This window comes from Nocardia sp. XZ_19_369 (genome assembly GCF_015355715.1).
GTDB lineage: Bacteria > Actinomycetota > Actinomycetes > Mycobacteriales > Mycobacteriaceae > Nocardia.
In genome coordinates this window covers 515,373-530,525 of sequence record NZ_JACVED010000002.1, presented here as the reverse complement: position 1 = coordinate 530,525, position 15,153 = coordinate 515,373, and the positions used below count along the sequence as shown (strand labels likewise).

The following is a 15,153-nucleotide window of genomic DNA, read 5'->3' as shown; positions in this document are numbered from 1 at the left end:
CGTCGATTTCGGGTTTGCGCGCAGCCGGACCACCGGTCAGGATGGCTCAGTGCCACAGACCTCCGTATCGCTGCGCGATCTGCCCCGCCTCCGCAATCGCCACCTCGGGCAGATCGGCGGACTGATGCGGCCAGGCACCCACGAGTCCCCGCTGCTGGAGCTCGGCGAGCGGTTCGTCATCTCGCCGCCCGGCTTTCCCACCATGCTGGTCACCTACGCCATGGACGACGTGCGCGACCTGTTCACCAACCACGACGACTTCTCGATCGGCCAGGTGCTGAGCCGGTTCTCCAGCCACGACCAGATGTTCGGCAAGCAGACCCTGATCTTCCTCGACGGCGACGAGCACCGCCGCGAACGCAAGCTGTTCGCGCCGCCGTTCCAGAGCAAGGCGCTGCGGTCCTACGAAGAACTCATGGTCGAGGTGGTCGAACGCGAGCTGCCCAAGTGGCCGGTCGGCGAGGAGTTCGAGTTCCTGACAGCGGGTTACGACCTGGCTATCGGAGTGCTGCTCGGAGTCGTCTTCGGTGATGTCGCGCCGGTCCGCCGAGGCCGGCTCGAGCGCGCGGTGAAGGCGTGGTTCGGCGAGATCGAAAGCCGTGGGTTCCTCGCGGTCACCCTGATCACCCCGCTGGTCGGCGGTTACACGCTGCCCTACCCGCCGCTGCGGCGCCGCCAGGCGGAGGTCGACGCCGTCATCATCGAGGAGATCGCGGCCCGGCGCGCCACGCCCGGCGACGCGAGCTCCCGAAAAGACGTGCTGTCCCGCTATGTCGGCACCGAACTGGACCAGCACGACGACGCCGCGCTGGCCCGCAACATGCGCGGTATCCTGCTCGGCGCCTACGAGACCACCGCGATCACCCTCGGCTGGATCGCCGCCATGCTGGCCGGCCACCCCGCAGCCATGGCCGAACTGGACGCCGCCATCGACGCGGGCGACAGCGCCCGCCTCGACGCCTACCTCGACGCCGTGGTCGCCGAAACGATGCGGCTGCGCCCGGTGTCGCCGTTCACCGGCCGACGGGCGTTGCGCGACACCGTGATCAACGGGGTGCACATCCCCAAGGGCGCCATCGTCATCGTCCCGATCCTGCTGATCCACGAATCACCGCGGCACTACCAGGATCCGATGGACTTCCGTCCCGAACGCTTCCTCGACGAGCGACCCAGCGGCCACACCTGGCTCACCTTCGGGGCGGGCCCGCACCGCTGCCTCGGCGCCCAGTTCGCCCTCGCCGAGGCGCGCATCCTCTTCCGCGTCGTCCTCGAGAACCGGCGCATCGCACCGGCTCCCGGCCCGATCGAACCGCCGCGCCGTTATCACACCGGCCTGAGCCCGGTGCACAACGCCCGAATCACGTTGCTGCCCCGCTGATCCTGGCCACTACAACAGAGTGTTCAGTATCCGGCCCACCACGCTCATCATTTCGGGGCGGTCGAAGTCGCCGTGCGCACAGTCCATCTCGATGACTTCGATGTGGCCGCCGATGTAGGAGCGCCAGGCTTCTTCGAGCTCGGTCTTGGCATCGATGGTGCGGTTGCCTTCTTGATCGAGGGTGGCGCCGAAGATCGTGATGTCGCCGTCGTAGAACGGCGAGGAGTAGCCTGCCAGCAGCCTGCCGTTGTTGATGAGCACCTTCGTTGCTTGCTCCACCAGTTTTTGGATATCAGGCGAATCGAGCTGCTCACCGAACCTCTCGGCCGCCCAAGCTCGGACCCCGGCCAAGGCCTCGTCTTCCGGAACATCGGGTTGCGAGGTCGCTGCCGCCAGCGGTTTGCTATCCAGGATTCCGAGAAATCCCACCTCCATTCCCCGCTGGGTGAGCTCGCACGCCAGCGAATGCGCGACCATTCCGCCGTACGACCAACCCAGCAAAAAGTAGGGGCCCTCGCCTTGCAGTGCGCGAATCTGACCGAGGTAGTCCTCGACCATCTCGTCGAAGGAGTCGGCGACCGGCCCTCCGTCCAGCCCGCGGGACTGAATGGCGAAGACGGGCCGATCCGGCAGGTGCGGTCCGAGCTGCTGGTAGAACCAACCGAGTCCGCCACCGGGATGAAGACACCACAGCGGTTGCTGCGATCCGGAACTCTTCAGCTTCAGCACAGGATCGAAATCCGTACCCGCAGCAGCACCTTCGTCGAGCCGGGTCACCAACTGAGCGACGGTCGGAGCGTCGAACAGGACACGAACGGGAACTTCGACGCCGAGCACAGCCCGGATCCTGCTGGTGAGGCGCGTCGCCAAAAGGGAGTGACCGCCCAACGCAAAGAAGTCGTCGTCGATACCGACCCGATCCAGTCCGAGAATTTCGGCGAACAACTCGGCCAGCACCCGCTCGTGCTCGGTGCGCGGAGGCCGGTATTCCCGCGCGGACGCGAACTGTGGATCTGGCAAGGCGCGGCGATCGAGTTTTCCGTTCGCGGTCAACGGCACCGAGTCGATGACCATGACCGTCGCGGGCACCATGAACTCGGGCAACCGGTCGGTCACCCATCGGCGCACAGCGGCAGCCAACACGGCGGCTTGCGGATTGTTGGCATACGCGCTGGGGTTCGCCATGGTGGCGGGCGCGGCGTACACGTCGGTCAGCGGCCGACCACCGGCGGCGGCGTTGTCCACAAAGATCGCAGTTATCCGATCCGGCTGATCGGACCAGGTGACCGCCACAATGTAGCCGAGTTGCTCGCCCAGCACGTACAGATCTTCAGGCAATAGACCTGCGGCAAGGCGCGTAGCACGGTCAGCGAGAATTCCTTCGAAACCCGCTGCGAGCGGGTCGGTTTGCGGCCCGGCCGGCACCGGGTGCCCGGTCCGGACACGCTGGGCCGCTTCGATCTGCCCGATCAGTCCGGCATGCGGGATACCGGTGACCCGAACACCGTCGGTCTGTCGAGTGCGCAAGAGCTCCCGCAGCCAATCATGGTCGCGGAACTCGACACTCGGCACATCGGCGACCGACAACGGCTCTGCCGGAGCCTTACGCAAGACCACGTCGTACCGATATCTGGTCAACTCATTGATCGAATACCCCCGTTTGAGCTCGATATCAACAGCCTCGAATCCCGTTGCCTCCCCGAAAGAGCCCGCGAAGTACTCCGGCGCGACCAGTAGTTCCTGCTCAGCGGCGATGTCACGGTGCACCCCATCCAGGACAGCCGCCGGGTCGCCGCCACCGTTGCGGGTGATCTGCACCGCGGTAGTGAACTGCTCGAGCAGCGCGAAATTGCGGACGTCACCGACGAATACCGCACCACCGGGGGCCAGCAGCCCCTGCACCTGCTCGAGCACGTTGTGCAGATAGTGCTGACTGGGAAAATACTGGACGACCGAGTTCAACACCACGGTGTCGAAATAGCCTTCCGGCAAGCCGTCGGTGTCGTCTGCGGCACGAACACTCAAGAAGACGCGATCGGACAATCCCTCGCCCAGCTCGTCCACCTGGCGTTGCAGGGTGGCGATCGTCGCGGCCGACAAGTCCGACGCCCAGTATTCTTCGCAATCCGGCGCCAACTGCGACAACAGCAATCCCGATCCGACACCGATTTCGAGTACACGAGCGGGCTTCAATCCGCTGATGCGCGCCACGGTCGCCGAGCGCCACTCACGCATTTGCTCCAGCGGGATCGACTCCCCCGTATAGCTGCTGTTCCAGCCGCCGAAGTCCGCGCCGAATTCCGCAGCGCCGGCCTCCCCGTTCCGGCTATCGTCGGTGCCCGCCGCGGAATACAACTCGTCATATACCCGACGCCACTGCCCGACCAGTTCGTCCTCACCGACAGTCGGACCGGAACGATCAGCGACCACATATCCGACAAGCTGCTTACCACCGGTCTCGGTGTCACGCGCCACCACTACCGCCTGCGACACCGAAGGATGTTGCGCCATTACCGTCTCCACCTCGCCGGGCTCGACCCGGAAGCCGCGGATCTTCACCTGATCATCGACCCGGCCCACGAACTCCAACTGCCCGTGGTGATTCCAGCGCACCACATCACCGGTGCGATACAACCGACCACCACCGGCCGGATCGAACGGGTCAGCCACGAACCGGGCCGCAGTCAGTCCGGCCCGGCCCCGATAGCCCCGCGCCAGCTGAGCCCCCGCCACGTACAGCTCGCCGGCCACCCCCACGGCAACCGGCGCCAACCACGAATCCAGCACGTACACCCGGGTATTGGCCACGGGGATCCCGATCGGAACCCCGCCCTCGACCGCACCCACCACGTCGTAATCGGTCACACATGCGGTGGTTTCGGTAGGCCCATAGCCATTCATGATCTGAACACCGGCGTACTTCGCCATCACCTTCTGAACCACAGCCGCCGTCAACTCCGCACCACCGACGATGACCCGCGTCAACGACTGCAAAGGCCCGTGCGGCAGCGACTCCACATGATCGATCAACGCCGACAACAGTGGTGGCGTCGCGAACATCTTTGTCACCGACCATGTTTCGATCAGCCGCGTGATCTCCACCAGATCCGAACGCCGCTCCCCCGCGACCACGAGGGTGGCGCCACCGCACAGTGCGGGCCAGATCTCGTAGGTGGAGGCATCGAAGGCGATCGAGGTGTGCACGAGCACCCGGTCCGCATGCCCCACCGACCACGCCTGGGCAACCAGGTTCATTACGTTACGGTGCGTGATACCAACACCTTTCGGCACGCCGGTCGAGCCGGAGGTGTAGATCACATACGCCAAATTCTGCGGATCCACCGACACGATCCGATCCGGACCGGCTTCGCCCTCGATCCGGTCGAGGTAAAGGCGAGGGGCGTCGGTCTCGGGCAGGAAATCGGCCGTAGCGGAGTCGGTCACGACGACAACCGGGGCCGCATCGGTGAGGATGAACGCCAACCGATCCGAGGAATACGCTGCGTCAATCGGCAAATACCCACCACCGGCCTGCACCACCGCCAGCAACGCCACTATCAGTTCGGCGGACCGCGGCAAGGCAACCGCCACAATGGCGTCGGGGCCCACTCCTCGCGCGATCAGGACCTGCGCCAACCGGCCGGCGCGCACATCCAGTTCGCGGTACGAGATTTCGATATCACCACACACGACGGCGATCGCGTCCGGGGTCGCGCGGACCTGTGCGCGGAACAACCCGATCAGGGTCGTGTCGGCGACCGCGGCGGCGCTGTCGTTCCACTCGCGCAACACGCATTCGCGTTCGTCGGCGTCGAGGACATCGATCGCTCCCACCGGTACGCCCGCGTCCGCAGCAACCTGCTCGAGCAACCGCACCAACCGCCCCGCCATCGCCTCGATCGTGGACCGATCGAACAACTCGGTCGCGTACTCGACGAATCCGCTCCACGGGTAACCGGCCGGTGCGTCGGCGATGTTGAAGAACAGGTCGAACCGCGACGTCGCGGTGGACGGCGGATACGGCTCGGGCCGCACCCCCGGCAACTCCAGGGTGGACAGGGCATTGTTCTGAAATGCCAAGGACACCTGGAACAATGGATGGTGCGCCGCCGAGCGAACCGGATTGAGCAGCTCGACCAGCAACTCGAACGGAACATCCTGATTCCCGTAGGCGGCCAGCGCCTTCTCCCTGACCAGACCGAGGATTTCGGTGAACGACGCCGACGGTGATACGGCGGTGCGCAAAACCCAGGTGTTGACGAAGAACCCGACGAGATCGGTCAACGCCTCATCGGTCCGGCCTGCGATCGGCGAGCCGATCGGAATATCCTCGCCCGCACCGAGTTTGAACAACAACACCGCCAAAGCCGACTGCAACACCATCGACACCGTCGCGCCCTCACGAGCCGCCAAACGCTCCACCGCGGTACGGATCTCGGTATCGACCCCGAACAACACGGTGTCGCCGCGATAACTCGCGACCCGCGGCCGCGGCCGATCGGTCGGCAACCGCAACTGCTCGGGCAAACTGTCGAGCTCGGCACGCCAATAGTCGAACTGCTGAGTCAGCAGACTGCCGGGATCATCCAATGAACCCAGCAGGTCCTGCTGCCACAGCGTGTAATCCACATACTGGACCGGCAGCGAATCCCAGTCCGGCGCCCGATTTTCCAGCCGTGCCGCGTACGCCGCCGACAGATCACGCAGCAACGGCGCCATGGACCAGCCGTCACCGGCGATATGGTGAATCAACAAGACCGCCACGCACTCGTCGGGACCCTGACGAACCACGGTGACTCGGACCGGGATCTCGGTCGACAGATCGAACCCATACCGCACCGCCGCATTCACCGCCGTGTCCACCTCGGTGGGGTCGACGTCCACGACGATTACCGGCGCCGGGAGAGTCCCGACATCGAGTACCTGCTGAGCGGGCATACCGTCGGCTTCGACGAAAACGGTACGCAGACTCTCGTGCCGAGAAACCACGTCGCCGATCGCGGCGGTCAACGCCGCCACATCCACTCCGCGCAACCGCACCGCCAACGGGATGTTGTAGGTCGCGGACGGTCCCTCCAGCCGATGAATGAACCACAATCGCCGCTGCGCGAACGACAACGGAACGACGTCCGGCCGCTGCCGGGCCAGCAGCCTCGGACGCACCTGCACACCGCTGTCCAGCCGAGTCACCAACTGCGCCACCGTCGGCGCGTCGAAGACCGACCGGATCGGCACCTCGATCCCCAGCAGCACCCGAAGCCGACTGATCAAGCGGGTGGCCAACAACGAGTGACCGCCCAACTCGAAGAAGCTGTCGTCCAGCCCCACCCGCTGGACGCCCAGAATATCGGCGAACACCTGCGCCAGCACCTGCTCCACATCCGTAACAGGTGCCCGATACGCTGCCGAGGCACTCAACTCCGGCTCCGGCAACGCCCGACGATCGAGCTTGCCGCTCGCCGTCAACGGCACCGAGTCGATCAGCACGACCACGGCAGGCACCATGAATTCCGGCAATCGCTCCGCGACGAACCGGCGAATCTGTGCCCCGTCGAGTCCGTCGCCACCACTCGAGCCGGTTCGATCCGGGACCACGTATCCGATGAGCCGCTTGCCGCCGGCGCCGGCGCCGCGAGCAACCACCACCGCCTGGGCGACCGAAGGATGTTGCGTCAGTGCGGCTTCGACTTCGCCCGGCTCGATCCGGAAGCCACGGACCTTGACCTGATCATCGACCCGGCCGACGAACTCCAACTGCCCGAACGGATTCCAGCGCACCACGTCACCGGTGCGATACAACCGGCCGCCTGCCGAATCGAAAGGATCAGCGACAAAGCGCGAAGCCGTCAACCCTGCGCGGCCGTAGTAGCCTCGCGCCAATTGAGCACCGGCCAAATACAGTTCACCGGCAACCCCTACCGGAACCGGCGCCAACCACGAATCCAATACCAGCGCACGCACATTCGCCAGCGCAGACCCGATCGGCACCGAGGCGCCATCGAAGTGTTCCCCGGCACGGAAGGGGCGGCAAGTCGCGAAGGTTGTTGTCTCGGTGGGACCGTACACGTGCACGACGCTTGTCTCGGGGCACACACGCAGCGCATGCCCGAACACCTCCGTCGGCATCTCCTCGCCGCCGGTCCACACCTGCCGCAGCCCGGCGAGCGCGTCGGGGCACTGTTCGACGAACAGCTCGAACAAACGAGTGGTCAGGAAGACCGCGGTGACCCCACCGGTAACCAGCAATCGACCGAGCGCCGCGATATCGGTGCGATCCGAGGGCGCGACAACTATCCGACCGCCCGCCAGCAACGGAACCCACATCTCATAGGTGGAGGCGTCGAACGCGATCGAGGAATGCAGCAGTACGGTGTTGTGCGCACCGTCGCGCCAGCTCGGTTTGGTAGCGAAGGCCACCACATTGCGGTGCGTGACAGCTACACCTTTCGGCACACCGGTGGAACCGGAGGTATAGGTGAGATACGCCAGGTTCTGCGGGCACACCTCGACCCGAACCGGGTCTGTTCCGGCTGCGCATTCGGTGGTATCGAGTGCATCGAGGTAGAGGTGCGGTGTCGTCGTCGGGGGCAACAGAGGTGCGGTAGCGGAGTCGGTCACGACGACCACCGGCCGCGCGTCGGCGAGGATGACCGCCAACCGATCCGACGGGTAGGCCGGATCGATCGGCAGATATGCACCACCGGCCTTCAGCACCGCCAGCAATCCCACGATCAGTTCCACGGATCTGGGCAGGGCGACCGCGACGATGGTGTCCGGACGCGCCCCGTGCGAGATAAGCACGCGCGCAACGCTGTTGGCGCGGGTGTCGAGCTCGCGATAGGACACCTCGACGTCCCCACAGACCACGGCGGTTTCCTCGGGGTTCGCCACGACCTGTGCCGCGAACAAGCCGACGATGGTGGCGTCCTGGATCTCGACCGTGGTGTCGTTCCATCGGCGCAGCACCAGCTCGCGTTCTTCGCGGCCGAGCACATCTATCGATCCCACCCGGACATCCGGATCCGACACCACCTGCCGCAAGATCCGAACCAGCCGGTCCGCCAACGTTTCGACCGCGGAATGGTCGAACAAGTCGCTGCGGTATTCGAGGTGCAGTGTCAGTCCGGGGGTGGCGTTGGCCAGAAGGGTCACCGGGTAGTGCGAGGGCGTTTCGGAACGCAGGTCCGTGATGGCGATATCGCCGGTCGTGACGGCCGAACTGATGCCGGTGGTGTCGACGGGGTAGGACTCGAACCCGATCAGAGTGTCGAACAAGACATCCAACCCGGTCGCCCGATGAATATCGACCAACCCCACATGATGATGATCGAGCAGAGCGACTTGGCGAGCCTGCAGATCGACCAACAAGTCGGCGACAGTGTCACGAGGACCGAACCGCACCCGCACCGGCACCGTATTGATGAACAAACCCACCATCGAATCCACGCCCGGCAACACCGGCGGACGACCCGACACCGTGGCACCGGCGATCACATCATGACGACCGGTCGACGCAGCCAGCAGAATTCCCCACCCACCCTGCACCACCGTATTCAACGTAACCCCGAGTTGCGTGGCCCGGGCACTCAATGCCGAGGCCGTCGCCATGGGCAGCGGCACCTCGACCCGTCTCACCCCTGCGATGGCACTGCCATCGGCGCCACCGGCGAGAAGCGTCGGCTCGGTAACACCGTCGAGTTCTCGGGCCCAGGCCTGAGTAGCGGCCTGGAAGTCCTGATGGTGCAACCACTTCAGGAACTGCTTGTACTCGGGCGGTTGCGGCAGTGCCGCCGCGGCTGAACCGTAAAGACGGAACAGGTCCTGGATCACCAGCGGCAGTGACCATCCGTCCAGCAACACATGGTGTGCAGTCAGCACCAACTCCGATCGCTGCTCCTCCAGCAACACCAGCGTCAACCGCAGCAACGGCGGCACCGCCGCATCGAAATGCTCGTCCTTGTCCTCGGCCAGCAACCGCGCCGACGCCACCCCACGCGCGTCCTCGGCCAGATCACGCAAATCGACTACCCGCCAGGGCAATTCGACACCCTCGACAACCACCTGAACCGGGTCACCACCCGGACCGGCCACAAACCCCACCCGCAGATTCGGATACCGATCCAGTAACCCTTGACCCGCCAGCCGCATCCGATTCGGATCAACACACCCGGCCAACGCGAACACCACCTGCATGTGATAAGCGTCGAAGCCCTCGTCTGCCAGCACTTGATGAAACAGCAGTCCCGACTGCATCGAGGTCAGCGGCCACACATCCACCAACCCCGGATACCGACTTTCCAACACCTCGATTTCGGTTTGACTCAACCGCACCAACGACACATCCGACGGTGTCGAACCACCCGCCCCCGCCGTCACCGCATGCCGAGCCAAACCCGCCACCGCGTCCCGCCAGTACTCAGCCAACTCCCGCACCTCGGACTCCGCCAACACCTTTGACGGCGCCGCGAACACCGCCTGCAACATCGGGCCCTCGCTGGTATCGACCACCATGGTGTTCACGTTCAGCACCGCCATCGCGGGCGCGGCGGCCAAGGCCGGGTCCAGTGGCGAAACCAGCTGTCCCGCATCGACCGCCGGTGTCCAGCCGCTGCCACTCAGACGTTGCGGCAGCAGGTCTGCGGAGGTGAGGCGCCCGAGGTAGTTGAAGCCGATCTGGCCGGTCGAAAACTCCTGCAGGACACCGGCGGTATCAGGATTGAGGTATCGCAACAACCCGTACCCGATGCCCTTGTCGGGCACCGCTCGCAGCTGCTCCTTCACCGACTTGAACAATGCGCCGGCGACCGGACCACCAGCGCAGAGCTGGCCCCAATCTGTCGCGTCCACTCGCAACCGCACCGGGAACATACTGGTGAACCAACCGACCGTACCGGACAGATCAGCACCAGGAACGGCGCCTTCTTCCCGGCCATGGCCTTCCAATCGAAGCAACACCGATCGCTCGGATACGCCTCTGCCGGCCCGCCACCGACCGACCGCTGCCGCCAGGGCCGCCAACAACCCGTCCTCCACGCCGCCGTGGAAGACCGCGGGCAACGTGGTCAGGAACGGCTCGGTCATCGGCACTGGAATCTGTACCGCAACGTGATCGACGGTCGACATGAGATCGACGACCGGATCCAGGGGCCGGGCTCCCAGTGTCGGGTCGGGCTGGTCGAGGACCGAACGCCACCACGACAGCTCCGCCGCTCGCTCCGGCCGGATCGCTGCTTCGAGCAACCCGTGTGCCCAGCGCCGCATCGATGTGCCCGCCCGCGCCAACACCGGTGTCGCCCCGGCCGACCCCTCGCGCCAGGCCGATGCCAAGTCCGGCAACAGAATTCGCCACGACACACCATCGACAACCAGATGATGGGCGACCACCGCCAGCCGACCGGCCTGTGAGCCGCCTGCGTCGAACCACACGAACTGCACCATCACGCCCGCAGCCGGAGCCAACCGCGTCACCGCCGCGCTCATCTGTGCGCCGATCACCTCGGCGCGGTCGCCGACCTGCTGCTCGAGGTCGACGCGGTGCAGCAGCGAATCGACATCCACCGTTCCTGCGGGCGGCACCTCGAGCCCTGGTCCACGCTCGTCATCGACCAACCGAGACCGCAACACATCATGGCGATCGACCACCGCCGTCAACGTCGCGACCAACCCGGCCCGGTCGATGCCGACCGGCAGATCCAGCACCATCGACTGCGTAAAGCCATCGAACCCCGCACCTAGGCCGAGCTCCCGGATGAACCGGGCCACCGGCACCAACGGCATCCAGCCGACGCCACCACCGGCCAACTCGCGCAACACCGGGCCTGTCACAGCACGCCCGAGAGCCACCGCAGCCAACGCCGCCGCGGTCTGGAACTCGAATACCTCCCGCGGACTGATCTCCACCCCCAGCTCACGTGCCCGCGACACCACCTGAATCGAGCGAATACTGTCCCCGCCCAACTCGAAGAAGCTGTCATCCACGCCTACTCGCGGCACGCCCAAAACCTCGGCGAACACCCCCGCCAATGTCTGCTCCTGGCCGGTACGCGGCGCCCGATACTCCACCGACGAGCTCAACTCCGGCTCCGGCAACCTGCGACGATCGAGCTTCCCGCTCGCCGTCAACGGCACCGAGTCGATCACCATCACCACCGCGGGCACCATGAAATCCGGCAACCGCTCGGCGGCGAATTCCCGGACCCGACCCCCATCCAGTCCACTCGCGCTCTCGAGTTCATCGGCTCGGACTACACCGTTTCCCTCGGCGACGACATAGCCGACCAGCTGCTTACCCGTGGTGGTATCGCGTGCTACCACTACCGCCTGTGCTACCGAAGGATGTTGCGCCAGGACAGTTTCCACCTCGCCCGGCTCGACCCGGAAACCCCGGATCTTCACCTGATCATCAGCTCGGCCCACGAACTCCAACTGCCCGTGGCGATTCCAGCGCACCACGTCACCGGTGCGATACAACCGACCACTACCGGCCGCGTCGAACGGGTCGGCCACAAACCGGGAAGCTGTCAGCCCCGCCTGACCGTGATAGCCGCGCGCCAATTGCGCACCCGCCACATACAATTCACCGGCAACTCCCACCGGAACCGGTGCCAACCACGAATCCAGCACGAACACATGTGTATTCGCCACCGGGCCGCCGATCGGCACCACCGCACCCACCTCGTCGGGCACGACGAACGAGGTCACGTCGACCGTCGCCTCGGTGGGACCGTAAAGGTTGTCGATCCGAAGATCCCGGCATTCGGTCCTCAGCGCCTGAACCAATCCCGACGGGAGGGTGTCCGCCCCGGTATTCACCTGAACAAGCGTTGCCAACGGACTGCCGGGCAACGACTCGACATGGTCGGCCAACGCCGACAACAACACCGGTGTCGCGAACATCAGCGTCACCGACCTGGTCTCGATCAGCCGCGTGATCTCCACCAGATCCGAACGCTGCTCACCGGCCATGACCAACGTCGCACCACCTGCCAGCGTCGGCCAGATCTCGTAGGTGGACGCGTCGAAGGCGATCGACGAATGGGCCAATACTCGATCGCCCGAACCGGTCGCCCACGCCTGGGTGACCAGGTTGACCAGGTTGCGATGCGTGATACCAACACCTTTCGGCACACCGGTGGAACCGGAGGTGTAGATCAGATACGCCAGGTTCTGCGCGCCCACCGCGGCCGGTCTGCGGCCGATTTCCGCCGGCACGGCTGTGGTGTCGGGTGCGTCGAGGCACAGGTGTGGTGTTCCGGTTCGGGGCAGCGCCTGTGCGGTGCGGTGATCGGTCAGGACGATGACCGGTGCGGCGTCGGCGAGGATGAACGCCAACCGATCCGACGAGTAGGCCGGATCGATCGGCAGATATCCACCACCGGCCTTCAGCACCGCCAGCAACGCCACGATCAACTCCACAGACCGCGGCAACGCGACCGCGACAACACTGTCCGGGCCCACTCCCCGCACGAGCAATGCGCGCGCCAATTGATCGGCGCGGGTGTCGAGTTCCCCGTACGACACCGCTGTGTCGCCGTACAGCACAGCGTCCGCCGTGGGCGTCCGGACGGCTTGCGCCTCGAACAATTCGACGATGGTGCACCCCGGCAGCGCAACGGCGGTGTCGTTCCATCGCCGCAGTACCAGCTCGCGTTCTTCGCTGCCGAGCACATCGACCGACCCCACCCGGCCATCCGGGTCCGACACCAGGTGCCGCAGTATCCGAACCAAGCGGTCCGCCATCACCTCGACCGTGGACCGATCGAACACATCGGTGCGGTATTCCAGTCGGAGAACCAGCGACGGGGTAGCGGCGGCGACGAGCGTGAGGGGGTAGTGCGTGGGTGCGTTGGGACGCAGATCAGCGATGCTGATGCCGCTGCTGGTGGCCGCCGCACCGAGTCCGGCGCTGTCGACGGGATAGGACTCGAACCCGATCAGAGTGTCGAACAAGACATCCAACCCGGTCGCCCGATGAATATCGACCAACCCCACATGATGATGATCGAGCAGAGCGACTTGGCGAGCCTGCAGATCGACCAACAAGTCGGCGACAGTGTCACGAGGACCGAACCGCACCCGCACCGGCACCGTATTGATGAACAAACCCACCATCGAATCCACGCCCGGCAACACCGGCGGACGACCCGACACCGTGGCACCGGCGATCACATCATGACGACCGGTCGACGCAGCCAGCAGAATTCCCCACCCGCCCTGCACCACCGTATTGACGGTAACGCCGAGTTCACCGGCACGCCTGGGCAACGCCGATGCCATCTCCACACTTACCGGTACTTCGACCTGCTCCACCCTGACATCGCCGGGGAAGCTCGTCTGACCGGCGAGCAGGGTCGGCTCATGGACGCCGTCGAGTTCGCGGGTCCAGGCCTGCAGACCGATCTGCGGGTCCTGCTCGCCCAGCCACGTCAGGAATTCCTTGTACTCGGGCGGTCGCGGCAGCTCAGCGGATGCGCCGCCGGAGCTGTAGAGGCGCAACAGATCCCGAACCAGCAGCGGCAGCGACCACCCGTCCAGCAGCACATGATGAGCGGTCAGCACCAACTCCGAGCGTTGCTCCGCCGTCCGCACCAGCGTCAACCGCAGCAGCGGCGGAACTGCCGCATCGAAATGCTCGTTCCGATCCTCGACCAGCAACCGCTCCAGCGCCGCGTCGCGTCCGGCGCCGTCCAGCTCGCTCAGATCGACTACCCGCCAGGGCAATTCGATGCCGTCGACAACCACCTGGACCGGATCACCGCCCGGCCCGGCAGCGAAACCCACCCGCAGATTCGGATACCGATCCAGCAGCCGCTGGCCCGCCACCCGCAGCCGCCCCGCATCCACCCGCCCGGCCAGCCCGAACACCACCTGCATGTGATAGGCGTCGAAACCCTGCTCTGCCAGCACTTGATGAAACAGCAGTCCCGACTGCATCGAGGTCAACGGCCACACATCCACCAACCCCGGATACCGGTCCTCCAACACCTCGATCTCGGTTTGCCGCAGCCGCACCAGCGGCAGATCCGACGGCGTCAAACCACCCGCCCCCGCCGTCGCCGCGTACCGGGCTATACCCGCGATGGCTTCCTGCCACAGATCGGCCAACTCCCGCACTTCGGTATCCGCCAACACTTCCGATGGCGCCGCGAAGTCCGCTTGAATTACCGGCCCTTCGCCGGTGTCGGTCACCATCGTGGTGACATCGAGTACCGCCATCGCCGGCATCGCCGGATCCGGGGCGGCAATGGATCCCGCAGTACTCTCGGCCGGAGTCCACCCATTTCCCTGCCATCGCTGCGGCAGCAGATCTGCCGAGCTGAACCGCCCCAGATAGTTGAACCCGATCTGACCGGTCGAAAACTCTTGCAGCACACCAGCGGTCTCCGAATTCAGGTACCGCAACAACCCGTACCCGATACCCTTGCCCGGCACCGCGCGCAGTTGTTCTTTGACCGACTTGACCAGCGCGCCCGCGGCCGGGCCGCCCGCGCGGAGCTGATCCCACTCTGCGGCGTTCGTGCGCAACCGAACTGGGAACATACTGGTGAACCAGCCGACCGTCCTGGACAAGTCAGCACCGGAAACCGTGCCTTCTTCGCGGCCGTGCCCTTCCAACCGAAGCAACACCGATTCCTCGGAGATGCCTCTGCTTGCACGCCACCGACCGACCGCTACCGCCAACGCCGCCAGCAACGCGTCCGCCACGCCGCCGTGGAACGCCGCGGGCACCGTTGTCAGTATCGTCTCGCTCACCGCCGCCGGGATCCGGACACGCA

Annotated in this window: 2 protein-coding genes (1 of these 2 cut by a window edge); one reads left to right on the top strand and one right to left on the bottom strand. The window is 65.5% G+C overall.

Annotation, left to right across the window (positions count from 1 at the left end):
• Window positions 1–49 precede the first annotated feature (49 nt).
• Window positions 50–1,378: a cytochrome P450 gene (locus IBX18_RS08455; protein WP_194833175.1), complete on the top strand. Its 1,329-nt coding sequence runs from the start codon at window positions 50–52 to the stop codon at window positions 1,376–1,378.
• Window positions 1,379–1,387: 9 nt separating this feature from the next.
• On the opposite strand, the gene IBX18_RS08450 is transcribed toward IBX18_RS08455, so the two are convergent.
• Window positions 1,388–15,153: the 3' portion of a non-ribosomal peptide synthase/polyketide synthase gene (locus IBX18_RS08450; RefSeq protein ID WP_228540726.1), read on the bottom strand. Its footprint extends 10,249 nt past the window's final position; 13,766 of the gene's 24,015 nt are visible here — the last part of the coding sequence; its start codon lies off the right edge, out of view — the gene reads right to left on this strand; it ends in the stop codon at window positions 1,388–1,390.